This is a genomic window from Amycolatopsis sp. 505 (assembly GCF_031625235.1).
Lineage (GTDB): Bacteria > Actinomycetota > Actinomycetes > Mycobacteriales > Pseudonocardiaceae > Amycolatopsis.
This window is the reverse complement of sequence record NZ_JACKQP010000001.1, coordinates 553,723-576,504: the sequence shown is the minus strand read 5'-3', so window position 1 is coordinate 576,504 and position 22,782 is coordinate 553,723. Positions and strand designations below refer to the sequence as shown.

The following is a 22,782-nucleotide window of genomic DNA, read 5'->3' as shown; positions in this document are numbered from 1 at the left end:
CGCGGCCCGGGCGACCGAAATTCCGTTCGCCGCCCCTTCGAACCAGGGCGGGATTTCCCTAACGTTGCTGCTCATGGGGACTTTCACGGTGGCCGGCCGGACCCGGTCCACGGTGGCGCTGTTCGCGGGCGTCGCCTTGCTCAACACAGCCACGGTCGGTCTCGGCACGGCGGCCACGCTGATCGTCGCCGCCGGCAGCGGCGCGGTCTGGAGCGGGCTGCCGAGCGTGGCGAACGTGCTCGGCACGGTGGCGGGCGCGCTCGGCGCCGGGACGCTGGTGCCGGTCCACGGCAGCCGCCGCGTGCTGGCCGTCGGCTACGGCGTCGCCGCGGCCGGCGCGCTGGTGGCGTTCGCGGGCGCGCTGGCGACGTCGGTCGTGCCGCTGCTGCTCGGCATCCTGCTGGTCGGCCTGGGCAACGGCGGCGCGCAGCTTTCGCGGTACCTGGCCGCCGACCTGTACCCGCCGGACCGCCGGGGCCGCGCGCTCTCGACCGTCGTCTGGGGCGGGACGATCGGCGCGCTCGCCGGGCCGGCGCTGATGGCCCCGGCGGCCGGTGCCGCGGCCGGCTTCGGCTGGCCGTCGCTGTCCGGCCCGGCCGCGGTGGCCGCCCTGGCCACGGCGGGTGCGGCACTGGCACCGGCGTTCCTCCCGCGGCACGTGCCCGCGAGCCCGGTTCCGATCGTGGCCGCCGCGCAAAACCGCCTGGTGCGGCCGGCCGGTTTCGCGCGGCCGCTGATCGCGATGGTCGCCGCGCAGCTCACGATGGGCGCGGTGATGACGATGACGCCGTTGCAGCTCCAGGCGCACGGGCACGGCCTCGACGTCGTCGGCTGGGTGCTGGGCGCGCACCTGTTCGGCATGTTCGCGCTGGCGCCGCTGTCGGGCCGGATCGCCGACCGCTGGGGTCCGCACGTCGCCGTCAACGCCGGCCTCGGCCTCCTCGCCCTGGCGGCGGCGACCGCGCTCGCCGCGCCGACGGCCCACACCTCCGGCCTGCCGATCGCGCTGTTCCTGCTGGGCTACGGCTGGAACCTGGTGTTCGTCGGCGGCAGCGCGCAACTCAGCCGGGACCTCCCGCCGGAGACGCGCAGCCGGGTGCAGGGGACGGTCGACGCGGTCGTCTGGTCGGCGTCCGCGCTGGCCGGGCTGGGGTCCGGGGCGCTGTTCGCCGGCGGCGGGTACGCGCTGGTCGCGGTGGTCGGCGGCGTGCTGGCCGTGCTCCCGCTGGTGCTGTTGGTGCCTCGTGACGGCCGGTAGCCGGTCCGTTGTCGGCAAATCTCTCGTCCCGGCGGCCGCGGCCGCGTCGCCAAGATGGGCCGTGGCTGACTCTGTGCCTTTCACGGACAACTTCTCGGACCTGTCGAACACGCAGGGGTACCAGTTCGAGTTCCGTTGCGAACGCTGCGGCAACGGCTTCCGCTCCGCCTTCCAGCGCGACAACATCGAGACCGGCCGGAGCGTGCTGCGCGCGGTCGGCTCCTTCTTCGGCGGGACGCTGCGGGACCTGAGCAATTCGGCCGACCAGTGGCGCTACGACCGCGCGACGAACTCGCCGGCCAAGGACAAGGCCCTGGCGGCGGCGGTCGAAGAGATCACCCCCAGCTTCCGCCAGTGCCGCGGCTGCGGCGACTGGATGTGCCACGACCAGTGCTGGAACGAGGAGATCGGCCAGTGCCTGCGCTGCTCGCCCAGCGTCGCCGAGGAGATCTCGCGCGCCCAGGCGTCGGCCCAGCGCGACCAGATCTGGGAGAAGGCCCGCGAGAAGGACTGGACGTCGAACCTGGACATCGACACCCGCGCGAAGGTCACCTGCCCGGGCTGCGGCTTGAAGGCCGACGGCGGCAAGTTCTGTTCGTCCTGCGGGACGTCGCTGGCCCTCAAGGTCGCCTGCGGCGGCTGCGGCAACGAGAGCACCAAGCCGGGCGCGATGTTCTGCTCGGACTGCGGCAGCAAACTCTGACCCGTCCGGGGCCCGCTGATCCGGCGGATCCGCGGCGCCCCGGGCACCATGAAGGCATGACGCCCGTCACGAAGCGCCTCACGGTGATCGCCGTCGTGCTGATCACCGCGGGCGCGATCCTGCTGTCGGTAGGCGCGATCGGCTTCCGGGCGACGTCGGATCAGCCCGACGCCAACATCGGCGCGGGGTTCGCCCTGCTGGCCGGGCCCTACGTCGTCGGCCTCGGGCTGGTGTTCGCGCTGTCGGCGGGCCTGACCCACCTCACGACGCGTCGCCGCTGAGGTTGCCCAGCGCCGCGGGCAGGTGATCGGCCAGCTCGGCGAGGTACCGGGCCTCGGCCAGCACGTTCTGCCGCGTCGCGCAGCCCGGGCCCCACGTGCGTGCGGCGCCGTTCTCGACGACGACCTCCCGCTGCGCGAACCGCGGGTTCGCCGCCAGCCACCGCGCCACCTCGGCGTCGAGGCCCGAGTCCGGCGGGAGCGTCGGCATCGACACCGGACGCCCCGGGACGATCCGCAGCTCCGGGCCCGGCGGCACGCGCACCTGCGTCACGTGGAGGTCACGGAAGTACACGTGGTCGTCGAAGTTCCGGTACGACTCCCGCGTGTCGATCGCCAGCACCGGCCGGCCGCCGAGCCGGAACTCGACCCACGGGTCGTCCGGCGCTGCCGTCAGTGGTCGCCCGGTCGGGTGAAACACGCCGAACGACGGCGCCCCGCCGCCGAACGTGCCACCCTGTTCGGCCGCGAACGCCTTGAACCAGTGGTTGTCGCGGCCCGCGGCGGCCTTCCGCTGCGACCGCCACCAGATCGCGGCGGCCACCGCGGCCACGACCACCAGCACGCCGATCGTGAAGAGCGTCTGCATCGTCAGAAGTCCAGGTCCTCGCGGGTTTCCTCGACGGACTGGTCGCGGCCGGTCCCGTCGTAGTCGCTCGCCTTCTTCGCGTTCTTCACGTGGCTGTTGAGCTTCCCGAGGTGGTCGTTGACCGTCTTGGCCGGGTTGTCGCCGGGGTTGGCCGGGTTGTAGCCGAGCACGCCCTTGACCGCCGCCTCGCCGCCCTTCTTCAGCGCTTCGGTGGCGCCGGCCTTGAGCATCGTCTTCTTGTAGTCGACCTTGCCGGCGGCGTCGAGCACCGGGTTTTCGAAGGCCTTCGCCCAGCGCTTGCCGATCAGGCCCTTGTCGCCGACGGCCTTCTGGAGGAGGTCCTTGCCCTCGTTCTCCTCGGCGATCTTCGTGAGCGACTTGCCCAGCGTCGTCGAGGCGAACTTCTGCTGCAGCTTCCGGAGCCAGTCGAGCACCTTCTGCAGGAGCTCGCGCAGCTTGTTCACCTTCTGCGTGGTCTTCGCGGTCGTCTGGGCGGCCTTGACCTCGGTCACCGGGGCCGCGGCGGACAGCGAAGCCCCGCAGGTCGGCACCGCGGCGGCCAGGGCGGGCACCCACAGCAGGATCAGCCAGGTCACGAACTCGGTGAGGATGGCCTTGATCAGGTCCTCGACGAAACTCATCAGCATGCTGTTGAGCTGCAGCATCCGCGCCAGGTCGCCGGACTTCCCGGCGACGCCCTCGATGCCGTGCGCGAACTCGCCCAGCGCCGTCTTCGCCGCGTTGCTCGCGTTGCCCTCCCAGTCCTTGAGGGACTCGTCGGCGACCTCGGCGAAGTTCTTGGCCAGCTTGTCCAGCCCGGTGGCGATCGCCCCGAAGTTCTCCGCCGCGACGCCCAGCGCCGGGCCGTCGCCGCTGACGAAGTGGATCGCGTCCTGAATCGGCTGGACGGCGTTGACCAGGAAATTCAATCCCTGCCCGACCAGCCAGCCGAGCGGGTCGGTCGCGATGTCGGTGATGGTGCTCGCGCTCGACTGGATGAAGCTCGCGGTGTCGGTGGCGATGGTGCCGAGCGCGAGGGTGATGTCGGCACCGTCGGGCTGCGGCGCGAAGACCGCCTTCGTCACCGAGACGGCGTCTTTGCCGACGGTGACCGCGCCGCCGGCGAACGGCGTCGCCTTGATCGCGTTGTCGACGTTGACCCCGAGCACGGTCTTCGGGTCGTCGGGCTTGACGGTGATGCCGCTCGCGACGTCTTCGACCTCGGCCATGTGGTCCCCTCAGTGCTTTCCCGGGCCGTCGAGCAGGGTCTCGACCTGGCCGAAGAAGATCTTGTGGTCGTCCTCGACGCCCTGGTAGACGTTCGCCGCGTCGGTCAGCTTGGCCTGCGCCGACGCCAGGCCGTCCGCGATGGACGCGAGCAGCGACTGCAGCTCGCGGAGGGTGTCGTCGTAGCCGCTCTTGGTGAAAAGGCCGACCACGCCCCACGACTTGTCGCCGACGTCGGCCTGCGCGACCTTCTCGGTGATCTTCGCGCCTTGGCCGCGGTACTCGTCCAGGTCGGCGACGTACTTGTGCAGGGCGTCCACCCGGACCCGGTAGCCGTCGGGCATCAGTCCTCCTCGTCGAACAGGTTCCGCAGGAAGCGGTCGCCGGCACTCGGGCCGGCGGTGGGCGGGGGCGGCGGCGGATCGGCCGGGCGGAGCACCCGCTGCTCGGAGAAGTCCGGCGCCGGCTCCGCTGTTTCTTCGGTGAGCTTCGACCGCAGTGCTTCGACGGTGGTTCCGAACGCGACGGCCTGCGTCTCCAGGACCTGGTCGACCAGGCCCAGGTCGTCGCCCATGTTCTCCTCGACGATGACGGCCTGCCGCCGCGCCGCCTCGCCGACGGCCTCCCGCAGCGTGGCCAGCAGCGCGGCGGAGAGGGCCTGCGGCCCCTTGGCCAGGGCGGCCTCGGTGAACCGCACGTCGAGGACGGCCCCGCCGGGCCCGGTGACGACGGTGACACCCCCGTCCGCCGACGCGGCGCTCGCCCGCAGCTCGGTCAGCTGCTGCCGCATGGCGCCGAGCCCGGCGAACCGGTCGTCGGCGTCGCGGATGCCCGCCTGGAACCGCTCGAACTCGGCCACCAGGTGCTCGAACTCGCCCGACATGCCGCCCCTTCCCGTTTCGTGGTGCACCCATCGTGACCCTCCGGCCGCACTGTGACGCACGGAACGGCCGATCCGATCCCACTGCATCACCCGACCGGGTAATGGGTAGGTTTCGGCCCGAGAGGGAAGCAGGGGACAACGCGCGAGGAGTGTGTGATGACCAGCACCGAAGGGCCTCCCGGCCCGGCCGAGGAACCCAAGTCGACGGGCAGCCACGCGGCCCCCGAGGGGGCGGGCGTGCACCCGCTGATCGACCTGTCCCGAGACCCCAACCCGGGCAAGCCGGACCACGCCAAGCCGGACGAGGACTGAGGTAGGGGACGGCGGTGCCGGCCCGGCGCCCAGCTCACAATTGAGGAGCTGGGTGGTCATCCCGTCGCCTGAGGCCGTGAAAATCGCTTTGAGCCGGGCCCGCAACCCACCGCGCGGGGCTGGATGACGACGCGGGCTTGCGGGCCCGGCTCAAAGTGATAGGCCTCGTTCAGGCGACGGGATGACCACCCGGCGGCCCACCTCCCCAACGCTGGCTGACAGCGGTAGTCGTGGTCATCCCGGAGCCTGCCTGTCCGGCGAGGACGCTTTTGTTTTTTATGCCGCGGCAGGGCGGGTCCGACCTCCCCCGCCCCTCCGGTGGGAGTGTCAGTCGTCGCCCAGGTGTGTCAAGGCGGGAAAGCGTGCCTTGACACACCCGGTCGCCGACTGAAGGGATGGCTGGGATGAGGGGCGGGGGAGGTCTGGTGACGTCGTTGGTCTTCTCGCGCTCCCGGCCGCCGGTCCGCGTGTGGTGATGTTGTTGGTCGGCTCGCGCTGTCGGCTGTCGGATCGTCGGGTGCGCCAGAGGCGCTGCTTGCCTGCGCCGCTCCGGTTGCGTGCCTGCCCGGCGAGCAAGCCGCCCGCGCGGCTTCGGCGGAGTGAGCCGCCTCGCCGGCCGAGGGTCGCAAGCCACCCACCCGCGCCGCCCCGAGCAGCTCCACCGCCGCGAACCGGATCGGCCCCGCGCAGCCGGCAGCGCCACACTCACCGGCGCCCCGCACCAAGGCAGCGACCACCCGGCCCGCCCGCCGAAGCCGACCCGGGGAATCTCTCGCTGCCCAGCGGCGTTACCCACCAAGCCGCGGCTGCGGTGATCCCGCCGCAGGAATGCCTCCGCCCCAACGCCCGCGGGAATGATCGCTCCCGCGACCCGAGGCGTGGGAATGTCCCGCAGCCCGGGGGCGTTGAGAGGTACGCTGGAGGTTCGTCGACCTACAGACCCCCCGCCGCGCTCCTCCCGGACCCGGGCGGGTATCTTTGGAGACCGTGCCCGGCATGCGTCGGGCCGCTCCGCGTGCCGTGCGCATGGGCGGGGTGCTCAGGCACCCGGTCACCGGCTTCGGCAGGTCGGGGTTCCGACGGAAATCCCTCCGGGAAGTTACCGGTCGCGAGACCGTGACGCGGGCCGACACGCCCGACCGCGGGGGCCGGTGAAGACACGAAGAAGCAGATCACGACAGGAAGCTGGTCCATTGCCCACGATCCAGCAGCTGGTCCGCAAGGGCCGCCAGGACAAGGCTGCCAAGCAGAAGACGGCGGCCCTCAAGGGGAGCCCGCAGCGGCGTGGCGTGTGCACCCGCGTGTACACCACGACCCCCAAGAAGCCGAACTCGGCGCTGCGCAAGGTCGCGCGTGTGAAGCTGACCAGCGGCATCGAGGTCACCGCCTACATCCCCGGTGAGGGCCACAACCTGCAGGAGCACTCGATGGTGCTCGTGCGCGGTGGTCGTGTGAAGGACCTTCCGGGTGTCCGTTACAAGATCATCCGCGGTTCGCTCGACACCCAGGGTGTCAAGAACCGCAAGCAGGCGCGCAGCCGGTACGGCGCGAAGAAGGAGAAGAGCTAATGCCCCGCAAGGGTCCGGCCCCGAAGCGGCCGCTGATCTCCGACCCCGTCTACGCCTCCCCGCTGGTCACCCAGCTGGTGAACAAGGTGCTGAAGGACGGGAAGCGGTCCCTGGCCGAGCGCATCGTGTACGGCGCGCTCGAAGGCGCTCGCGAGAAGACGGGCACCGACCCGGTCGTCACGCTGAAGCGCGCCCTCGACAACGTGAAGCCCACCATCGAGGTGAAGAGCCGCCGCGTCGGTGGTGCCACCTACCAGGTGCCGATCGAGGTCAAGCCGGGCCGCTCCACCACGCTGGCCCTGCGCTGGCTGGTCTCCTTCTCGCAGGCCCGCCGCGAGAAGACGATGATCGAGCGCCTGCAGAACGAACTGCTGGACGCTTCCAACGGCCTCGGTGCCTCCGTGAAGCGTCGCGAAGACACGCACAAGATGGCCGAGTCCAACCGGGCCTTCGCGCACTACCGCTGGTGATGACCGCCCGGCTGTCGACCAAGCCATGCCGGGCCCCAAGCTTGAGAACAGGGGAACACTCTCGTGGCACGTGAAGTGCTGACCGACCTGAACAAGGTCCGCAACATCGGCATCATGGCCCACATCGACGCCGGCAAGACGACGACCACCGAGCGGATCCTGTTCTACACCGGGGTCAACTACAAGATCGGTGAAGTCCACGACGGCGCCGCCACCATGGACTGGATGGAGGAGGAGCAGAAGCGGGGTATCACCATCACCTCGGCTGCCACCACCACCTTCTGGGACGACCACCAGATCAACCTGATCGACACCCCCGGGCACGTCGACTTCACCGTCGAGGTGGAGCGCAACCTGCGGGTGCTCGACGGCGCGGTCGCCGTCTTCGACGGCAAGGAAGGTGTCGAGCCGCAGTCCGAGCAGGTCTGGCGGCAGGCGGACAAGTACGACGTCCCGCGCATCTGCTTCGTCAACAAGATGGACAAGCTGGGTGCGGACTACTACTACACCCTGCGCACCATCGAGGAGCGCCTCGGCGTCCAGCCGCTGGCGATCCAGCTGCCCATCGGCGCCGAGAACGACTTCGAAGGCGTCGTCGACCTGGTCCGCATGAAGGCCCTGGTCTGGCGCGGCGAGGTGCAGAAGGGCGAGGACTACACCGTCGAGGAGATCCCGGCCGACCTGGCCGACCGGGCCGCGGAGTACCGCGAGAAGCTGGTCGAGACCGTCGCCGAGACCGACGACGCCCTGATGGAGAAGTTCCTCGAGGGCGAGGAGCTGACCGAGGCGGAGATCAAGGCGGGCATCCGCAAGATCGTCATCACCCGCTCGGCGTTCCCGGTCCTGGCCGGCTCCGCGTTCAAGAACAAGGGCGTGCAGCCCATGCTCGACGCGGTGATCGACTACCTGCCGTCCCCGCTGGACGTCCCGGCCGTCGAGGGCCTGCTCCCCGACGGTGAGACCCCGGCGACCCGCAAGGCGTCGGTCGACGAGCCGTTCGCCGCGCTCGCGTTCAAGATCGCCGCGCACCCGTTCTTCGGCAAGCTGACCTACATCCGGGTGTACTCGGGCAAGGTCGCTTCCGGCGCGCAGGTCATCAACGCGACCAAGGAGCGCAAGGAGCGCATCGGGAAGATCTTCCAGATGCACTCCAACAAGGAGAACCCGGTCGACGACGCCCAGGTCGGCCACATCTACGCGGTCATCGGGCTGAAGGACACCACCACGGGTGACACCCTGGCGGACCCGCAGAACCCGATCGTGCTGGAGTCGATGACGTTCCCCGAGCCGGTCATCCGGGTCGCGATCGAACCGAAGACGAAGGCCGACCAGGAGAAGCTGTCCCTGGCGATCCAGAAGCTGGCCGAAGAGGACCCGACGTTCCAGGTCAAGCTGGACGAGGACACCGGCCAGACGATCATCGCCGGCATGGGCGAGCTGCACCTCGAGGTGCTGGTGAACCGGATGAAGTCCGACTACAAGGTCGAGGCGAACATCGGCAAGCCGCAGGTCGCCTACCGCGAGACGATCAAGAAGACGGTCGACAAGCTCGACTACGTCCACAAGAAGCAGACCGGTGGTTCCGGCCAGTTCGCGAAGGTCATCGTGAAGCTGGAGCCGCTCGAGCGCACCGACGGCGCGCTCTACGAGTTCGACAACAAGGTGACCGGTGGTCGCGTGCCGCGGGAGTACATCCCGTCGGTGGACGCGGGCGCGCAGGACGCGATGCAGTACGGCGTCCTGGCCGGCTACCCGCTCGTCGGGTTGAAGTTCACCTTGTTGGATGGTGCGTACCACGAGGTCGACTCTTCGGAGATGGCGTTCAAGATCGCCGGTTCCATGGCGATGAAGGAAGCCGCGAAGAAGGCCGGCCCGGTGATCCTGGAGCCGATGATGGCGGTCGAGGTGACCACGCCCGAGGACTACATGGGCGACGTCATCGGTGACCTCAACTCCCGCCGTGGTCAGATCCAGGCCATGGAGGAGCGGTCCGGTACCCGTGTCGTGAAGGCACTGGTCCCGCTGTCGGAGATGTTCGGCTACGTCGGCGACCTGCGGTCCCGCACCCAGGGCCGGGCGAACTACTCCATGGTGTTCGACTCCTACGCCGAGGTTCCCGCGAACGTCGCGAAGGAAATCATCGCGAAGGCGACGGGGGAGTAGTTCCCCCAGCGCTCGCGGGCATTAAGGGACTCTCCTGAACGTCCGCAGCACCGACGAAGGAACAATCACGGGGCGGCAGCCACGCCGTCCCGTGAGCACAAAGCGAAATCAGTCCAGGAGGACATTCCAGTGGCGAAGGCGAAATTCGAGCGGACCAAGCCGCACGTCAACATCGGCACCATCGGTCACGTTGACCACGGCAAGACGACTCTGACCGCGGCCATCACCAAGGTGCTGCACGACAAGTACCCGGAGCTGAACGAGTCGCGGGCGTTCGACCAGATCGACAACGCGCCGGAAGAGAAGCAGCGCGGCATCACGATCAACATCTCGCACGTCGAGTACCAGACCGAGAAGCGTCACTACGCGCACGTGGACGCCCCCGGTCACGCGGACTACATCAAGAACATGATCACCGGTGCCGCCCAGATGGACGGCGCGATCCTGGTCGTGGCCGCCACCGACGGCCCGATGCCGCAGACCCGTGAGCACGTGCTGCTCGCCCGCCAGGTCGGCGTGCCCTACATCGTGGTCGCGCTGAACAAGGCCGACATGGTCGACGACGAGGAGATCCTCGAGCTCGTCGAGCTGGAGGTCCGCGAGCTGCTGTCCTCGCAGGAGTTCCCGGGCGACGACGCGCCGGTCGTGCGCGTTTCCGGCCTGAAGGCCCTCGAGGGCGACGAGAAGTGGTCCGAGGCCGTTCTCGAGCTGATGACCGCCGTCGACGACAACGTGCCGGACCCGGTGCGTGAGCTCGACAAGCCGTTCCTGATGCCGATCGAGGACGTCTTCACCATCACCGGTCGTGGCACCGTGGTGACCGGTCGCGTCGAGCGCGGCCAGATCAACGTCAACGAAGAGGTCGAGATCGTGGGTATCCGCGAGAAGTCGACCAAGACCACCGTCACCGGTGTCGAGATGTTCCGCAAGCTGCTCGACTCGGGCCAGGCGGGCGACAACGTCGGCCTGCTGGTCCGCGGTATCAAGCGCGAGGACGTCGAGCGCGGCCAGGTCGTCGTGAAGCCGGGCACCACCACCCCGCACACCGACTTCGAGGGCCGGGTCTACATCCTGTCGAAGGACGAGGGTGGCCGTCACACCCCGTTCTTCAACAACTACCGCCCGCAGTTCTACTTCCGCACCACCGACGTGACCGGCGTCGTGACCCTCCCCGAGGGCACCGAGATGGTCATGCCGGGCGACAACACCGACATCTCGGTCCAGCTGATCCAGCCGGTCGCGATGGACGAGGGTCTGCGCTTCGCCATCCGCGAGGGTGGCCGGACCGTCGGCGCGGGCCAGGTTACCAAGATCAACAAGTGACGTAGGCGCCCTGCGCCCGGGTAATACACCCCCGGGTGCAGGGCGTCAACTCACGTGTGCGACACTATTTTGGTTGCTCGTCCTGGGGCGGCCGATCCTCATCGAGGGTCCGGCCGCCTCGGTGCGAGTGGCCACGGTCCGCGGAGCTCTTTCCTTCGGGTGAGGCGAGCGGGCAAGGGCAGTGAGACGGTCCAGCCGGCTCATAGCCTCCTCACGTTGAGGAAGACCAGGCAAGACGACGATCCCGCGGGATCCGTCTGTGCGTCGGGCGCGACACGCCCGACCGCGTGGACCGGGGACAGGGCCGTTGAACTGCGGAAACCCAGCAAGGGTGGGGACACCCGGCGGGGTTTTGTGAGATAGCGGCACGAGACGACAAGGAACGAGCAGCCACCATGGCGGGACAGAAGATCCGCATCCGGCTCAAGGCCTACGACCACGAGGCGATCGACACCTCGGCGCGCAAGATCGTGGAGACGGTCACGCGCACCGGCGCCCGGGTTGTCGGGCCGGTGCCGCTGCCCACCGAGAAGAACGTTTACTGCGTCATCCGCTCGCCGCACAAGTACAAGGACTCGCGCGAGCACTTCGAGATGCGCACGCACAAGCGTCTGATCGACATCCTCGACCCGACGCCGAAGACGGTCGACGCGCTCATGCGCATCGACCTGCCGGCGAGCGTCGACGTCAACATCCAGTAAGCGTTGGGCGAGCGGCGGAGATAAGAGACTCATGTCTGACAGGCAGATGAAGGGCATCCTGGGCACCAAGCTCGGCATGACCCAGGTCTTCGACGAGCAGAACCGGGTTGTCCCGGTCACCGTCGTCAAGGCCGGTCCGAACGTGGTCACCCAGGTTCGGACCCAGGACAAGGACGGCTACGCGGCCGTGCAGCTGGCGTTCGGCGCGGTCGACCCGCGCAAGGTGAACAAGCCGCGCACCGGCCACTTCGACAAGGCGGGCGTGACCCCGCGCCGGTTCCTCGCCGAGCTGCGCACCACCGACGCCGAGACCTACGAGGTCGGCCAGGAGATCACCGCCGAGGTGTTCGCCGCCGGCGTCGAGGTCGACGTGACCGGGACCAGCAAGGGCAAGGGCTACGCGGGTGTCATGAAGCGCCACGGTTTCAAGGGCCAGGGCGCGAGCCACGGTGCCCAGGCCGTGCACCGCAAGCCGGGTTCGATCGGTGGCTGCGCCACCCCCGGCCGCGTCTTCAAGGGCCTGCGCATGGCGGGCCGGATGGGCAACGACCGGGTCACCACGCAGAACCTGACCGTGCACGCCGTGCGTGCCGAGGACGGCCTGCTGCTGATCAAGGGCGCCGTGCCCGGTCCCAAGGGCGGCCTGCTGTTCGTGCGCAGCGCCGCGAAGGGTGGTAACTCCGAATGACAAGCGTCGAGCTGAAGACCCCGGCCGGTAAAGCCGACGGCACGGTCGATCTCCCCGCGGAGATCTTCGACGTGCAGGCCAATGTCGCGCTGATGCACCAGGTCGTGGTGGCCCAGCAGGCCGCCGCGCGCCAGGGCACGCACGACACGAAGACCCGTGGTGAGGTTCGCGGTGGCGGCAAGAAGCCGTACCGCCAGAAGGGCACCGGCCGTGCCCGCCAGGGTTCGACCCGCGCGCCGCAGTTCGCCGGCGGTGGCGTCGTGCACGGCCCCACGCCGCGCGACTACACCCAGCGCACCCCGAAGAAGATGAAGGCCGCCGCCCTGCGTGGCGCCCTCTCCGACCGGGCCCGCGCCGGCCAGCTGCACGTCGTCACCGAGCTGGTGACCGGCGAGAAGCCGTCGACCAAGGCCGCCAAGACCGTCCTCGCCGCCGTCACGGCCGCGAAGCGCGTGCTCGTGGTGCTGGACCGGGCCGACGAGCTGAGCTGGGTTTCCCTGCGGAACCTGCCCGAGGTGCACCTCCTCTGGGCCGACCAGCTCAACACCTACGACGTGCTGGTCAACGACGACGTCGTGTTCACCAAGGCCGCGTACGACGCGTTCGTCGCCGGCCCCGTCCGCGGTAAGACCGTCAAGGCTTCCGCGCGGTCGGGCGAGGTCACGGAAGGGAGTGACGAGAAGTGAGTTCGGTCGCCATTCCGGACCCCCGCGACATCCTGCTCGCGCCGGTCATCTCCGAGAAGTCCTACGGGCTGCTCGAGGACCACAAGTACACGTTCATCGTCCGCCCGGACGCCAACAAGACCCAGATCAAGATCGCGGTCGAGAAGGTGTTCGGCGTCAAGGTGGTCAGCGTCAACACGGCCAACCGCCAGGGCAAGCGGAAGCGGACTCGCGCCGGCTTCGGCAAGCGCAAGGACACCAAGCGCGCCATCGTGACTCTTTCGCCCGAGAGCAAGGCGATCGAGATCTTCGGCGGACCCACCGCGTAAAGGACTGAGCTGACAATGGGCATCCGCAAGTACAAGCCGACGACCCCGGGTCGTCGCGGTTCGAGCGTCTCGGACTTCGCCGAGATCACCCGCTCCACCCCGGAGAAGTCGCTGCTTCGTCCGCTGAGCGGTTCGGGCGGTCGCAACTCGTCCGGCAAGATCACCACCCGGCACAAGGGTGGCGGCCACAAGCGCGCCTACCGCGTCATCGACTTCCGTCGCAATGACAAGGACGGCATCCCCGCCAAGGTCGCGCACATCGAGTACGACCCCAACCGGTCCGCTCGCATCGCGCTGCTGCACTACGCCGACGGCGAGAAGCGCTACATCATCGCGCCGGAGAAGCTGAAGCAGGGCGACACCGTCGAGAACGGCCCCCGGGCCGACATCAAGCCGGGCAACAACCTGCCGCTGCGCAACATCCCGGTCGGCACCGTGATCCACGCGATCGAGCTCCGCCCCGGCGGCGGCGCGAAGATGGCGCGGTCCGCGGGCGCGAAGGTGCAGCTCGTCGCCAAGGACGGTCCGTACGCCCAGTTGCGTCTCCCCTCGGGCGAGATCCGCAACGTGGACGTGCGCAACCGCGCCACGGTCGGCGAGGTCGGCAACTCCGAGCACGCCAACATCAACTGGGGCAAGGCCGGCCGCAACCGCTGGCGCGGCAAGCGCCCCACCGTCCGCGGTGTCGTCATGAACCCGGTCGACCACCCGCACGGTGGTGGTGAGGGCAAGACCTCCGGTGGTCGCCACCCGGTCAACCCGAACGGTAAGCCCGAGGGCCGCACGCGTCGCCGCAAGGCGTCCGACGCCCTCATCGTCCGCCGCCGGCGTACCGGCAAGAAGCGCTGAGCAGGGAGGTAGAAGCACATGCCACGCAGCCTTAAGAAGGGCCCGTTCGTGGACGACCACCTGCTCAAGAAGGTGGACGCGCTGAACGAATCGGGCAAGAAGACGGTCATCAAGACCTGGTCGCGCCGCTCGACGATCATCCCGGACTTCCTGGGACACACGATCGCGGTGCACGACGGCCGCAAGCACGTCCCGGTGTTCGTCACCGAGGCGATGGTGGGTCACAAGCTGGGGGAATTCGCCCCGACGCGGACCTTCAAGGGCCACATCAAGGACGACCGCAAGTCGCGCCGCCGCTGAGCGGGCACGAGAACAGACAAGGGAAGTAGCGATGAACGCCCAGAACGACGCGACGACCGAGGCTCTGCCTACGGCGTACGCGCGGGCTCGCTTCGTCCGGGACTCGCCGACCAAGGTGCGCCGGGTGATCGAGCTCATCAAGGGACGTAGCGCCGCCGACGCCTTGGCCGTGCTCCGGTTCGCCCCGCAGGCGGCCAGCGAGCCGGTCGCGAAGGTGCTCGCCAGCGCCGTGGCCAACGCCGAGAACAACCTTCAGCTGGACCCGGAGACGCTCTGGGTCAAGAACGCGTACGCCGACGAGGGCCCCACCCTCAAGCGCATCCGCCCGCGGGCCCAGGGCCGCGCGTATCGGATCCGCAAGCGGACCAGCCACATCACCGTCGAGGTGGAGTCGCGTCCGGCCGTCGCGCAGAAGGCTCAGAGCAAGAAGAAGGCAGGTGGCCGGTAGTGGGCCAGAAGATCAACCCGCACGGTTTCCGCCTGGGTATCACCACGGACTGGAAGTCGCGCTGGTACGCCGACAAGCAGTACGCCGAGTACGTGGCCGAGGACGTCAAGATCCGCAAGCTCCTCGCCACCGGCATGGAGCGCGCGGGCATCTCCAAGGTCGAGATCGAGCGCACCCGTGACCGCGTCCGCGTGGACATCCACACCGCCCGGCCGGGCATCGTCATCGGCCGCCGCGGCGCGGAGGCCGACCGGATCCGCGGCGCGCTGGAGAAGCTGACCAAGAAGCAGGTCCAGCTGAACATCCTCGAGGTCAAGAACCCCGAGGCCGACGCCCAGCTGGTCGCCCAGGCGGTCGCGGAGCAGCTCTCCAACCGCGTGGCGTTCCGCCGCGCGATGCGGAAGGCGATCCAGACCTCCATGCGCTCGCCGCAGGTCAAGGGCATCCGCGTGCAGTGCGGCGGTCGTCTCGGCGGTGCCGAGATGTCCCGCTCCGAGCACTACCGCGACGGCCGTGTCCCGCTGCACACGCTGCGCGCCGACATCGACTACGGCTTCTTCGAGGCCAAGACGACGTTCGGTCGCATCGGCGTCAAGGTGTGGATCTACAAGGGTGAGCTCGTCGGTGGCCTGAAGGCCCGCGAAGCCCGCGACGCCGCCGAGCGCGCGCCGCGTCGCGACCGCGACCGCAGCGACCGGCCGTCCCGCCCGCGTCGTTCCGGCGCGTCGGGCACGACCGCCACCTCGACCGAAGCCGGTCGCGCCGCCGCTGCCGCCACCACTGAGGCGGCCCCGGCCACCGAGACCGCAGAAAAGACGGAGGGCTGAGACGTGCTCATCCCGCGCAGGGTCAAGCACCGGAAGCAGCACTCCCCGAAGCGCCACGGCGCCGCCAAGGGTGGCACGAAGGTCAGCTTCGGCGAGTACGGCATCCAGGCGCTTGAGCACAGCTACGTGACGAACCGGCAGATCGAGTCCGCTCGTATCGCCATGACCCGTCACATCAAGCGTGGTGGCAAGGTGTGGACGACCATCTACCCGGACCGCCCGCTGACCAAGAAGCCGGCCGAGACCCGGATGGGTTCCGGTAAGGGTTCGCCCGAGTGGTGGATCGCCAACGTGAAGCCGGGTCGCGTGATGTTCGAGATCTCGTTCCCGAACGAGGAGACGGCTCGCGAGGCGCTGCGCCGCGCGATCCACAAGCTGCCCATGAAGTGCCGCATCGTGACCCGTGAAGGTGGTGAGTTCTGATGGCTAACGCAGGTGCCGCTCAGGCATCGGAGCTGCGTGAGCTCACCGCGGAAGAGCTCGTCCTGCGTCTGAAGGAGTACAAGGAGGAGCTCTTCAACCTCCGCTTCCAGATGGCGACCGGGCAGCTCGACAACAACCGCCGTCTGCGCACCGTCCGCACGGACATCGCGCGGATCTACACGGTCATGCGCGAGCGCGAACTCGGCCTGTCCGTTGCCCCCGACGCCGAGAGTGAAGGTGCCGCATGAGCGAGCCCACCACCGAGACGCCGGCCCGGAACGACCGCAAGGTCCGCGAGGGCTACGTCGTCTCGGACAAGATGAACAAGACGATCGTGGTCGAGCTCGAGGACCGCAAGAAGCACCCCCGTTACTCGAAGGTCGTCCGCACCACCTCCAAGGTGAAGGTGCACGACGAGAACAACGAGGCGGGCGTGGGCGACCGGGTCACCCTGATGGAGACCCGCCCGCTGTCGGCATCGAAGCGGTGGCGCCTGGTGCAGATCGTGGAGAAGGCCAAGTAAGCAGGGCTCTTTAAGAGTTCTTAGTTCCGCAAGGCTCGCTCGTCCGGGCGAGAACCGGCGCGACATACAGGAGTAGACGTGATCCAGCAGGAGTCGCGGCTTCGGGTAGCCGACAACACGGGTGCGAAGGAAATCCTCTGCATCCGCGTTCTCGGTGGCTCCGGGCGGCGCTACGCCGGCATCGGCGACATCATCGTCGCCACCGTGAAGGACGCCATCCCGGCCGCCGGGGTGAAGAAGGGCGACGTCGTCAAGGCCGTCATCGTCCGCACGGTCAAGGAGCGCCGTCGTCCGGACGGTTCCTACATCCGGTTCGACGAGAACGCCGCCGTGCTCATCAAGAACGACAACGAGCCCCGCGGCACCCGCATCTTCGGCCCGGTGGGCCGCGAGCTGCGCGACCGAAAGTTCATGAAGATCATTTCGCTCGCGCCGGAGGTGCTGTGATGAAGGTGAAGAAGGGCGACACGGTCGTCGTCATCGCCGGCAAGGACAAGGGCGCCAAGGGCAAGGTCATCCAGGCTTACCCCGAGCGCGAGCGCGTGCTGGTCGAAGGCGTGAACCGGATCAAGAAGCACACGCGGATCAGCCAGACCCAGCGCGGCGCGCAGTCCGGCGGCATCGTCACGCAGGAGGCGCCCATCCACGTCTCGAACGTGATGGTCGTCGACTCGGACGGCAAGCCGGCCCGGGTGGGTTACCGCATCGGCGAGGACGGCAAGAAGGTCCGGATCTCGCGCCGGAACGGTAAGGACATCTGATGACCACCGCTGAGAAGACCTCTCCGCGCCTCAAGGTGCGGTACCGCGAGGAAATCAAGGGCCAGCTGCAGGCCGAGTTCTCCTTCGCCAACGTCCACCAGATCCCGGGCGTGACGAAGGTCGTCGTGAACATGGGCGTCGGCGACGCCGCCCGCGACAGCAAGCTGATCGAGGGCGCGGTCAAGGACCTCGCCCTGATCACCGGCCAGAAGCCGGAGGTCCGGAAGGCCCGCAAGTCCATCGCGCAGTTCAAGCTGCGCGAGGGCCAGCCGATCGGCGCGCGCGTCACGCTGCGCGGCGACCGGATGTGGGAGTTCCTCGACCGGCTGCTGACCATCGCGCTGCCGCGTATCCGCGACTTCCGCGGGCTTTCGCCGAAGCAGTTCGACGGCCACGGCAACTACACGTTCGGTCTCAACGAGCAGTCGATGTTCCACGAGATCGACCCCGACTCCATCGACCGCCCGCGCGGCATGGACGTCACCGTCGTCACGACCGCCACGAACGACGACGAGGGCCGGGCGCTGCTGCGCAAGCTCGGCTTCCCGTTCAAGGAGAACTGAGCCGATGGCCAAGAAAGCACTGGTCCACAAGGCCGCGAAGAAGCCGAAGTTCGCCGTGCGCGCCTACACCCGCTGCCAGCGGTGCGGCCGCCCGCACGCCGTGTTCCGCAAGTTCGGGCTCTGCCGGATCTGCCTTCGCGAGATGGCGCACGCGGGCGAGCTGCCCGGCGTCCGCAAGTCCAGCTGGTAAGAGCTTCTATTTAACTCCACTTCGCCACAGGCCCCGTCCCGCTCCGGCGGGCGGGGAACCAGGCGAGAAAGGTTGACAGGTCACCATGACGATGACCGACCCCATCGCAGACTTCTTGACGCGTCTGCGCAACGCGAACTCGGCGTACCACGACGAGGTCAAGCTCCCGCACTCGAAGCTCAAGGCGAACATCGCCGAGATCCTCAAGCGCGAGGGCTACATCGCGGGTTACCACGACGAGCCGGGCGAGAAGCACAAGAACCTCGTCGTCGAGCTCAAGTACGGCCCCAACCGTGAGCGGAGCATCGCCGGCCTGCGGCGTGTCTCCAAGCCCGGTCTGCGGGTCTACGCAAAGTCCACCGAACTGCCGTCGGTCCTCGGCGGCCTGGGCATCGCGATCATTTCGACGTCCGGTGGCCTGCAGACGGACCGGCAGGCCAAGCGCAACAGCGTGGGCGGCGAAGTCCTCGCCTACGTCTGGTAAGGGAAGGGGAACAGGCATGTCACGCATCGGAAAGCTGCCGGTCGCCGTCCCTTCCGGGGTCGAGGTGACCATCGACGGTCAGCTGATCAAGGTCAAGGGGCCCAAGGGCACCCTCGAGCACACCGTCGCCGAGCCGATCACCGTCGAGCGCGACGAGGACGGCACGCTGCTGGTGAAGCGCCCGGACGACGAGCGCACCTCCAAGGCGCTGCACGGGCTCACCCGCACGCTGGTGAACAACCTCGTCGTCGGCGTCACCGCCGGCTACGAGAAGAAGATGGAAATCCACGGCGTGGGTTACCGCGTGCAGGCCAAGGGCTCGGACCTCGAGTTCGCCCTCGGCTACTCGCACCCGGTCAAGATCGAGGCCCCGGAGGGCATCACCTTCAAGGTGGAGACCCCGACCCGGTTCTCGGTCTCGGGCATCGACAAGCAGAAGGTCGGCCAGATCTCGGCCGTCATCCGCAAGCTGCGTCGCCCGGACCCGTACAAGGGCAAGGGCCTGCGCTACGAGGGTGAGAAGATCCGCCGCAAGGTCGGAAAGACGGGTAAGTGATCATGAGCGACACGACTACGAAGCGCAAGCCGGTGGGCAAGGACATCTCGACCCGCCGCCGCGTCGCGAAGGCCCGTCGGCACTTCCGGCTCCGCAAGAAGGTCTCGGGCACCGAGCAGCGTCCGCGCCTGGTCGTCAAGCGGTCCTCGCGGCACATCGCCGTGCAGGTGATCGACGACCTCGCCGGCCACACGCTGGTGTCGGCGTCCACCCTCGAGGCGGACGTCCGGGCGGTCGACGGCGACAAGAAGGCCAAGGCCGCCAAGGTCGGGGCCCTCGTCGCCGAGCGGGCCAAGAACGCCGGGATCTCGGCTGTGGTGTTCGACCGTGGGGGCAACGCCTACCACGGCCGCATCGCCGCGCTCGCCGACGCCGCCCGTGAGGCGGGGTTGGAGTTCTGACGATGCAGAAGCTTGTTAACGGAAGGAAAGCCTGATGCCGGGACGTACACGGCAATTCGGCGGCGGCCAGGGTGGACCCGGCGGGCAGGGCGGCAACGACCGCGGTGACCGTCGCGACCGCCGCGACCGGCGCGACAGCGGCCGTGGCGGGGCGGCCCAGGACAAGACCCCGCACCTCGAGAAGGTCGTGACGATCAACCGCGTCGCCAAGGTCGTCAAGGGTGGTCGTCGCTTCAGCTTCACCGCCCTGGTGGTCGTCGGCGACGGCGACGGTCAGGTCGGCGTCGGCTACGGCAAGGCCAAGGAAGTTCCCGCGGCCATCGCCAAGGGCGTCGAGGAAGCGAAGAAGAACTTCTTCCGCGTTCCCCGCGTCGGTGGCACCATTCCGCACCCGATCCAGGGTGAGGAAGCCGCCGGTGTGGTGCTGCTCCGCCCGGCTTCCGCCGGTACCGGCGTCATCGCCGGTGGCCCGGTGCGCGCCGTGCTGGAGTGCGCGGGTGTCCACGACGTGCTGTCGAAGTCGCTCGGCTCCGACAACGCGATCAACATCGTGCACGCGACCGTGGCGGCCCTGAAGGGCCTGCAGCGTCCCGAAGAGGTCGCGGCCCGCCGCGGTCTCCCGCTCGAGGACGTCGCGCCGGCCCGGATGCTGCGCCAGCGCGCGGGCCAGGGGGTCTGACATGGCTCAACTCAAGGTCACCCAGGTCAAGAGCAAGATCGGCACGAAGCACGCTCACCGCGAGTCGCTGCGCACCCTCGGGCTGCGCAAGATCCGCCAGAGCGTCGTGCGTGAAGACACCCCCCAGGTGCGCGGCCTGATCCACACCGTCCGCCACCTGGTGGAGGTCGAGGAGGTCAAGGCATGACGGCCATCAAGATCCACCACCTGCGTCCGGCTCCGGGCGCCAAGCGCGACAAGATCCGCGTGGGCCGTGGTGAGGGTTCGAAGGGCAAGACGGCCGGTCGCGGTACGAAGGGCACCAAGGCCCGGAAGAACGTGCCGGCCCGGTTCGAGGGTGGGCAGATGCCCATCCAGATGCGGCTCCCGAAGCTCCGCGGCTTCAAGAACCGCTTCCGCACCGAGTACCAGCCGGTGAACGTGGGCGACATCGCCCGCGTCTTCCCGGACGGCGGCACCATCGGCGCCGACGAGCTGGTCAAGGGCGGTCTGGTCCGCAAGGGCAAGCTGGTGAAGGTCCTCGGCAACGGCGACGTGAACGGCGTCAAGCTGAACGTCACCGCCGACGCGTTCTCCGGCTCCGCCAAGGAGAAGCTCGAAGCGGCCGGTGGCTCCGCCACCACCAACTGAGGCTTATTCTGGTTAGGCCGCCGTGCCCCCCGCGCAGACCGCCGGTCAGCTCGGATGTCATGCGGCGGCCGACGGCTGAATAAGCCTCACTGAGATTGCTCGCCCGAAGGCCCGTCCGGCTCACGCCGGGCGGGCCTTCGGCGTTCCCGGACTTCCTTGCCGGAAGCCGGATCCGGGCGGAGGATCACAGGGGTGGACAGACCCGCACAAGACCCCCCACCCCCGGCCGGCGCGGCGGATTCCCCGCTGAGCTTCCCGGTCGAGGCGCCCAAGCTCGCCGGGGTCGAGCCGGGAGCCGGAGCACCGGCAGGCGCCCCGGGGGAGGCGGCAGTGCCGAGGCAGGACGACCCCCTGGCATCCCCGTCGGAGGCGGCGGCCGCACCGCCGAGGCAGGGCGATCCGCTGACCTTCCCCGCGGCGGCCGCACCGCCGAGGGAGGGCGACCCGCTGACCTTCCCCACGCCAGGCGCACCCCACACCGAGCCGCCGCTGTTCCCGGCGGAAACCCCGCCCGCGGAGCCCCTCGCCTTCCCCGCGGCAGCCACGCCCCATACCGAGCCACCGCTCTTCCCACCCCCCACCCCGCCCGGGCACCTGCCGTTCCCGGTCGCCGAGCTGCCGACGGTCGCCGCCGGGCCCCCGCCGGCCGCCCCCGCGGCCGCCCCGACGCCCGCCCAAGCCCCCGCTCCCGAGCCGCCCGCCTCCCGGCTGCCCCGGCACCTCCCGGCGGCCCTCGCCGCCCTGGCGGCCCTCCTGGCCGTCGGAGGCTGCTTCCTGCCGCTCTTCCGGATGCTCCAGGAACTCTCCTTCCGCCAGGGCTTCGGCGACGCGCAGCTGACCATCACCGAGACCGCGTGGGGCAACCGCATCGAGGTCTCCGGCCAGGAACCCACCGACCGGCCGGGGGTGCCTGTCGGCATCCCGGTGATCGTCGCGATCGTTCTCCTGGCCGCGGCCGCGTTCGCGGCCTTCTCCCGGCCCGGGCGCGGCCTCACCCGGTGGCTGCTGTCGGCCGGTGCGGTGTTCGCCGCGGGCGTCGTCACCACCGTCGCGATGTTCCGGTTCGAGCTGGCCGCCATCGCCGGGGAAGAGGTGGACCTGGAGGTCACCACCGGGCCCGGCATGTGGCTCCTGGCCCTGGCCGCCGTGGCGGCCGCCGCCGCGGCGGTCGTGGCCCACCTGCCCCTCCTCGGCCACCTCCGGGACCCCGCCTGGGCTGATCCGGCCGTCGCCTACGCCGACACCCCGACGCCGCCCTCCGGGGTCGCCATCACCGTGCTGCCCCCGGATGAGCCGGACGAGCCGGACGAACCGCCGCTACGGTGAACACGCGTGGGTCTTCTTCGGCGCCTCCGTGCTCGTCGCCCTTACGCCAGGGGCGAACAACCTGCTCGGCCTCCACCACGGCATGACGCACGGTGTTCGCCACGGCCTCGCCGGCCTGGGTGGCCGGCTGGCCGCGTTCACCCTGCTGATCGCCGCCGTCGCGGCCGGGCTGGGGCAGCTCTTGGCCGCCTCCGAGACCGCTCTGACGATCATCAAATGGGCCGGCGCCGCCTACCTGCTCTACCTCGGCGTCCGCCTGCTCTGGTCCACCTTCCGGGGCAAAAACACCCCGAACGAGCTGCCCAAAACCCCCACCACGGCCTGGCGCGTCACCCGCAAGGAGTTCGGTGTCGCGATCACCAACCCGAAGGCGATCCTGATCTTCACCGCCTTCGTCCCGCAGTTCATCGACGCAGGTCACGGCTCCTTTCCGACGCAGATCGCGCTGCTCGGCGCGGTCTATCTGCTGGCCGAGTTCCTGGCCGGCTCGGTCTACGTCGTCGCCGGCGCCGCGGTGAAGACGATCAAACTGCCCCGGCGGGGCGTCGACCGGGCGACCGGGGTGGTCCTCGTCGGGCTGGCCGGCGTGCTCGCGACGTCGAACGCCTGATCCACATTCTGTCAAGGAATACCGCCAAGACGGCGATGTGGATCAACCCGCCGGA

35 protein-coding genes are annotated in these 22,782 nt (G+C 69.3%); 31 read left to right on the top strand and 4 right to left on the bottom strand.

The genetic code is table 11. The annotated features are described in order from the left end of the window. Positions 1 to 73: 73 nt before the first annotated feature. The 3 genes from H5965_RS02920 (at position 74) to H5965_RS02910 (ending at position 2,242) form a co-directional block, all read left to right on the top strand. Positions 74 to 1,258, top strand: coding sequence for an MFS transporter (locus tag H5965_RS02920; RefSeq protein WP_310967713.1), 1,185 nt, complete (start codon positions 74 to 76; stop codon positions 1,256 to 1,258). A gap of 61 nt (positions 1,259 to 1,319) precedes the next feature. Further along, positions 1,320 to 1,961, top strand: coding sequence for a zinc ribbon domain-containing protein (locus H5965_RS02915; RefSeq protein ID WP_310967712.1), 642 nt, complete (start codon positions 1,320 to 1,322; stop codon positions 1,959 to 1,961). A 56-nt stretch (positions 1,962 to 2,017) separates the two neighbouring features. Then, positions 2,018 to 2,242 carry a hypothetical protein gene (locus tag H5965_RS02910; RefSeq protein WP_086849311.1) on the top strand — a complete coding sequence of 75 codons (225 nt, stop codon included), beginning with the start codon at positions 2,018 to 2,020 and terminating at the stop codon, positions 2,240 to 2,242. Here the strand turns inward: H5965_RS02910 and H5965_RS02905 are convergent. Genes H5965_RS02905 through H5965_RS02890 form a run of 4 tightly spaced genes read right to left on the bottom strand, consistent with a single transcriptional unit; the run spans position 2,223 to position 4,938 of the window. Beyond that, positions 2,223 to 2,828 (bottom strand): hypothetical protein, encoded by a 606-nt coding sequence (locus tag H5965_RS02905; protein ID WP_310967710.1) that lies wholly within the window; start codon positions 2,826 to 2,828, stop codon positions 2,223 to 2,225. The two genes, H5965_RS02910 and H5965_RS02905, sit on opposite strands and share 20 nt — an antisense overlap. A 2-nt stretch (positions 2,829 to 2,830) precedes the next feature. Continuing rightward, positions 2,831 to 4,057, bottom strand: coding sequence for a hypothetical protein (locus tag H5965_RS02900; protein WP_310967709.1), 1,227 nt, complete (start codon positions 4,055 to 4,057; stop codon positions 2,831 to 2,833). A gap of 9 nt (positions 4,058 to 4,066) precedes the next feature. After that, positions 4,067 to 4,399: a hypothetical protein gene (locus H5965_RS02895; protein ID WP_310967707.1), complete on the bottom strand. Its 333-nt coding sequence runs from the start codon at positions 4,397 to 4,399 to the stop codon at positions 4,067 to 4,069. Then, the gene (locus H5965_RS02890) at positions 4,399 to 4,938 is read right to left on the bottom strand and encodes a YbaB/EbfC family nucleoid-associated protein (protein WP_310967705.1); all 540 of its coding nucleotides are present in this window, start codon (positions 4,936 to 4,938) and stop codon (positions 4,399 to 4,401) included. Before H5965_RS02890 ends, H5965_RS02895 begins: the two co-directional genes overlap by 1 nt. Before the next feature lie 156 nt (positions 4,939 to 5,094). Between H5965_RS02890 and H5965_RS02885 the strand changes: the two genes are divergently transcribed. From H5965_RS02885 to H5965_RS02750, 28 genes are all read left to right on the top strand, one after another. Continuing rightward, positions 5,095 to 5,250 (top strand): hypothetical protein, encoded by a 156-nt coding sequence (locus H5965_RS02885; RefSeq protein ID WP_310967704.1) that lies wholly within the window; start codon positions 5,095 to 5,097, stop codon positions 5,248 to 5,250. 1,193 nt (positions 5,251 to 6,443) lie between these two features. Next, on the top strand, positions 6,444 to 6,818 hold the full coding sequence (rpsL, locus tag H5965_RS02880) for a 30S ribosomal protein S12 (protein ID WP_003102113.1): 375 nt from the start codon (positions 6,444 to 6,446) through the stop codon (positions 6,816 to 6,818). After that, complete coding sequence (gene rpsG, locus H5965_RS02875; RefSeq protein ID WP_003102106.1) at positions 6,818 to 7,288, top strand: 30S ribosomal protein S7; 471 nt, start codon at positions 6,818 to 6,820, stop codon at positions 7,286 to 7,288. Before rpsL ends, rpsG begins: the two co-directional genes overlap by 1 nt. Before the next feature lie 63 nt (positions 7,289 to 7,351). Further along, entirely contained in the window at positions 7,352 to 9,451 is a 2,100-nt protein-coding gene (gene fusA, locus H5965_RS02870) for an elongation factor G (RefSeq protein WP_310967703.1), read from the top strand. Between the two features lie 129 nt (positions 9,452 to 9,580). Then, on the top strand, positions 9,581 to 10,774 hold the full coding sequence (gene tuf, locus H5965_RS02865; protein ID WP_003102101.1) for an elongation factor Tu: 1,194 nt from the start codon (positions 9,581 to 9,583) through the stop codon (positions 10,772 to 10,774). Positions 10,775 to 11,169: 395 nt separating this feature from the next. Beyond that, the gene (gene rpsJ / locus H5965_RS02860) at positions 11,170 to 11,475 is read left to right on the top strand and encodes a 30S ribosomal protein S10 (RefSeq protein ID WP_003102098.1); all 306 of its coding nucleotides are present in this window, start codon (positions 11,170 to 11,172) and stop codon (positions 11,473 to 11,475) included. A 31-nt stretch (positions 11,476 to 11,506) separates the two neighbouring features. Beyond that, the gene (rplC, locus tag H5965_RS02855; protein ID WP_003102093.1) at positions 11,507 to 12,163 is read left to right on the top strand and encodes a 50S ribosomal protein L3; all 657 of its coding nucleotides are present in this window, start codon (positions 11,507 to 11,509) and stop codon (positions 12,161 to 12,163) included. Then, a complete protein-coding gene (rplD, locus tag H5965_RS02850) occupies positions 12,160 to 12,849 on the top strand; it encodes a 50S ribosomal protein L4 (protein WP_310967699.1) in 690 nt (229 codons plus the stop codon). The genes rplC and rplD overlap by 4 nt, the downstream gene beginning before the upstream one ends. Beyond that, the gene (gene rplW / locus H5965_RS02845) at positions 12,846 to 13,157 is read left to right on the top strand and encodes a 50S ribosomal protein L23 (RefSeq protein ID WP_003102087.1); all 312 of its coding nucleotides are present in this window, start codon (positions 12,846 to 12,848) and stop codon (positions 13,155 to 13,157) included. Before rplD ends, rplW begins: the two co-directional genes overlap by 4 nt. A 15-nt stretch (positions 13,158 to 13,172) precedes the next feature. Continuing rightward, entirely contained in the window at positions 13,173 to 14,006 is an 834-nt protein-coding gene (gene rplB, locus H5965_RS02840; protein ID WP_310967696.1) for a 50S ribosomal protein L2, read from the top strand. An 18-nt stretch (positions 14,007 to 14,024) separates the two neighbouring features. Beyond that, positions 14,025 to 14,306, top strand: a complete 282-nt coding sequence (gene rpsS, locus H5965_RS02835) for a 30S ribosomal protein S19 (RefSeq protein ID WP_003102083.1) — start codon at positions 14,025 to 14,027, stop codon at positions 14,304 to 14,306. 31 nt (positions 14,307 to 14,337) lie between these two features. After that, positions 14,338 to 14,754, top strand: a complete 417-nt coding sequence (gene rplV / locus H5965_RS02830) for a 50S ribosomal protein L22 (protein WP_003102079.1) — start codon at positions 14,338 to 14,340, stop codon at positions 14,752 to 14,754. Further along, positions 14,754 to 15,581 carry a 30S ribosomal protein S3 gene (gene rpsC / locus H5965_RS02825; RefSeq protein ID WP_086842942.1) on the top strand — a complete coding sequence of 276 codons (828 nt, stop codon included), beginning with the start codon at positions 14,754 to 14,756 and terminating at the stop codon, positions 15,579 to 15,581. Before rplV ends, rpsC begins: the two co-directional genes overlap by 1 nt. Before the next feature lie 3 nt (positions 15,582 to 15,584). Further along, positions 15,585 to 16,004 (top strand): 50S ribosomal protein L16, encoded by a 420-nt coding sequence (gene rplP, locus H5965_RS02820; RefSeq protein ID WP_004558864.1) that lies wholly within the window; start codon positions 15,585 to 15,587, stop codon positions 16,002 to 16,004. After that, positions 16,004 to 16,252, top strand: a complete 249-nt coding sequence (gene rpmC, locus H5965_RS02815; protein ID WP_013222608.1) for a 50S ribosomal protein L29 — start codon at positions 16,004 to 16,006, stop codon at positions 16,250 to 16,252. Before rplP ends, rpmC begins: the two co-directional genes overlap by 1 nt. Next, a complete protein-coding gene (gene rpsQ, locus H5965_RS02810) occupies positions 16,249 to 16,527 on the top strand; it encodes a 30S ribosomal protein S17 (protein ID WP_004558866.1) in 279 nt (92 codons plus the stop codon). The genes rpmC and rpsQ overlap by 4 nt, the downstream gene beginning before the upstream one ends. 78 nt (positions 16,528 to 16,605) lie before the next feature. Then, entirely contained in the window at positions 16,606 to 16,974 is a 369-nt protein-coding gene (gene rplN / locus H5965_RS02805; RefSeq protein ID WP_004558867.1) for a 50S ribosomal protein L14, read from the top strand. Then, positions 16,974 to 17,288 (top strand): 50S ribosomal protein L24, encoded by a 315-nt coding sequence (gene rplX, locus H5965_RS02800; protein ID WP_013222610.1) that lies wholly within the window; start codon positions 16,974 to 16,976, stop codon positions 17,286 to 17,288. Before rplN ends, rplX begins: the two co-directional genes overlap by 1 nt. Continuing rightward, the gene (gene rplE / locus H5965_RS02795) at positions 17,288 to 17,851 is read left to right on the top strand and encodes a 50S ribosomal protein L5 (protein WP_013222611.1); all 564 of its coding nucleotides are present in this window, start codon (positions 17,288 to 17,290) and stop codon (positions 17,849 to 17,851) included. Before rplX ends, rplE begins: the two co-directional genes overlap by 1 nt. A 4-nt stretch (positions 17,852 to 17,855) precedes the next feature. Continuing rightward, positions 17,856 to 18,041 (top strand): type Z 30S ribosomal protein S14, encoded by a 186-nt coding sequence (locus H5965_RS02790; protein ID WP_004558870.1) that lies wholly within the window; start codon positions 17,856 to 17,858, stop codon positions 18,039 to 18,041. 85 nt (positions 18,042 to 18,126) lie between these two features. Then, positions 18,127 to 18,525 (top strand): 30S ribosomal protein S8, encoded by a 399-nt coding sequence (gene rpsH, locus H5965_RS02785; RefSeq protein WP_004558871.1) that lies wholly within the window; start codon positions 18,127 to 18,129, stop codon positions 18,523 to 18,525. A gap of 16 nt (positions 18,526 to 18,541) precedes the next feature. Beyond that, the gene (gene rplF, locus H5965_RS02780) at positions 18,542 to 19,081 is read left to right on the top strand and encodes a 50S ribosomal protein L6 (protein WP_043781945.1); all 540 of its coding nucleotides are present in this window, start codon (positions 18,542 to 18,544) and stop codon (positions 19,079 to 19,081) included. 2 nt (positions 19,082 to 19,083) lie between these two features. After that, entirely contained in the window at positions 19,084 to 19,482 is a 399-nt protein-coding gene (gene rplR, locus H5965_RS02775; protein ID WP_004558873.1) for a 50S ribosomal protein L18, read from the top strand. A 34-nt stretch (positions 19,483 to 19,516) separates the two neighbouring features. Beyond that, positions 19,517 to 20,161, top strand: coding sequence for a 30S ribosomal protein S5 (gene rpsE / locus H5965_RS02770; RefSeq protein ID WP_004558874.1), 645 nt, complete (start codon positions 19,517 to 19,519; stop codon positions 20,159 to 20,161). Between the two features lies 1 nt (position 20,162). Continuing rightward, entirely contained in the window at positions 20,163 to 20,348 is a 186-nt protein-coding gene (gene rpmD, locus H5965_RS02765) for a 50S ribosomal protein L30 (RefSeq protein ID WP_033291195.1), read from the top strand. Continuing rightward, a complete protein-coding gene (rplO, locus tag H5965_RS02760; RefSeq protein WP_086842934.1) occupies positions 20,345 to 20,791 on the top strand; it encodes a 50S ribosomal protein L15 in 447 nt (148 codons plus the stop codon). The genes rpmD and rplO overlap by 4 nt, the downstream gene beginning before the upstream one ends. Before the next feature lie 330 nt (positions 20,792 to 21,121). Continuing rightward, the gene (locus H5965_RS02755) at positions 21,122 to 22,117 is read left to right on the top strand and encodes a hypothetical protein (RefSeq protein ID WP_310967688.1); all 996 of its coding nucleotides are present in this window, start codon (positions 21,122 to 21,124) and stop codon (positions 22,115 to 22,117) included. Then, positions 22,080 to 22,727, top strand: coding sequence for a LysE family translocator (locus H5965_RS02750; protein WP_310967686.1), 648 nt, complete (start codon positions 22,080 to 22,082; stop codon positions 22,725 to 22,727). Before H5965_RS02755 ends, H5965_RS02750 begins: the two co-directional genes overlap by 38 nt. Positions 22,728 to 22,782: the final 55 nt, after the last annotated feature.

Excerpts from the sequence above, each read along its gene's own strand:
- H5965_RS02920 (WP_310967713.1), top strand. The coding sequence starts at position 74 with ATGGGGACTTTCACGGTGGCCGGCCGGACCCGGTCCACGGTGGCGCTG.
- H5965_RS02910 (WP_086849311.1), top strand. The coding sequence starts at position 2,018 with ATGACGCCCGTCACGAAGCGCCTCACGGTGATCGCCGTCGTGCTGATC.
- H5965_RS02905 (WP_310967710.1), bottom strand. The coding sequence starts at position 2,828 with ATGCAGACGCTCTTCACGATCGGCGTGCTGGTGGTCGTGGCCGCGGTG.
- H5965_RS02900 (WP_310967709.1), bottom strand. The coding sequence starts at position 4,057 with ATGGCCGAGGTCGAAGACGTCGCGAGCGGCATCACCGTCAAGCCCGAC.
- H5965_RS02895 (WP_310967707.1), bottom strand. The coding sequence starts at position 4,399 with ATGCCCGACGGCTACCGGGTCCGGGTGGACGCCCTGCACAAGTACGTC.
- H5965_RS02890 (WP_310967705.1), bottom strand. The coding sequence starts at position 4,938 with ATGTCGGGCGAGTTCGAGCACCTGGTGGCCGAGTTCGAGCGGTTCCAG.
- H5965_RS02885 (WP_310967704.1), top strand. The coding sequence starts at position 5,095 with ATGACCAGCACCGAAGGGCCTCCCGGCCCGGCCGAGGAACCCAAGTCG.
- rpsG (WP_003102106.1), top strand. The coding sequence starts at position 6,818 with ATGCCCCGCAAGGGTCCGGCCCCGAAGCGGCCGCTGATCTCCGACCCC.
- rpsJ (WP_003102098.1), top strand. The coding sequence starts at position 11,170 with ATGGCGGGACAGAAGATCCGCATCCGGCTCAAGGCCTACGACCACGAG.
- rplC (WP_003102093.1), top strand. The coding sequence starts at position 11,507 with ATGTCTGACAGGCAGATGAAGGGCATCCTGGGCACCAAGCTCGGCATG.
- rplD (WP_310967699.1), top strand. The coding sequence starts at position 12,160 with ATGACAAGCGTCGAGCTGAAGACCCCGGCCGGTAAAGCCGACGGCACG.
- rplB (WP_310967696.1), top strand. The coding sequence starts at position 13,173 with ATGGGCATCCGCAAGTACAAGCCGACGACCCCGGGTCGTCGCGGTTCG.
- rpsS (WP_003102083.1), top strand. The coding sequence starts at position 14,025 with ATGCCACGCAGCCTTAAGAAGGGCCCGTTCGTGGACGACCACCTGCTC.
- rplV (WP_003102079.1), top strand. The coding sequence starts at position 14,338 with ATGAACGCCCAGAACGACGCGACGACCGAGGCTCTGCCTACGGCGTAC.
- rpmC (WP_013222608.1), top strand. The coding sequence starts at position 16,004 with ATGGCTAACGCAGGTGCCGCTCAGGCATCGGAGCTGCGTGAGCTCACC.
- rpsQ (WP_004558866.1), top strand. The coding sequence starts at position 16,249 with ATGAGCGAGCCCACCACCGAGACGCCGGCCCGGAACGACCGCAAGGTC.
- rplX (WP_013222610.1), top strand. The coding sequence starts at position 16,974 with ATGAAGGTGAAGAAGGGCGACACGGTCGTCGTCATCGCCGGCAAGGAC.
- rplE (WP_013222611.1), top strand. The coding sequence starts at position 17,288 with ATGACCACCGCTGAGAAGACCTCTCCGCGCCTCAAGGTGCGGTACCGC.
- H5965_RS02790 (WP_004558870.1), top strand. The coding sequence starts at position 17,856 with ATGGCCAAGAAAGCACTGGTCCACAAGGCCGCGAAGAAGCCGAAGTTC.
- rpsH (WP_004558871.1), top strand. The coding sequence starts at position 18,127 with ATGACGATGACCGACCCCATCGCAGACTTCTTGACGCGTCTGCGCAAC.
- rplF (WP_043781945.1), top strand. The coding sequence starts at position 18,542 with ATGTCACGCATCGGAAAGCTGCCGGTCGCCGTCCCTTCCGGGGTCGAG.
- rplR (WP_004558873.1), top strand. The coding sequence starts at position 19,084 with ATGAGCGACACGACTACGAAGCGCAAGCCGGTGGGCAAGGACATCTCG.
- rpsE (WP_004558874.1), top strand. The coding sequence starts at position 19,517 with ATGCCGGGACGTACACGGCAATTCGGCGGCGGCCAGGGTGGACCCGGC.
- rpmD (WP_033291195.1), top strand. The coding sequence starts at position 20,163 with ATGGCTCAACTCAAGGTCACCCAGGTCAAGAGCAAGATCGGCACGAAG.
- rplO (WP_086842934.1), top strand. The coding sequence starts at position 20,345 with ATGACGGCCATCAAGATCCACCACCTGCGTCCGGCTCCGGGCGCCAAG.
- H5965_RS02750 (WP_310967686.1), top strand. The coding sequence starts at position 22,080 with ATGAGCCGGACGAGCCGGACGAACCGCCGCTACGGTGAACACGCGTGG.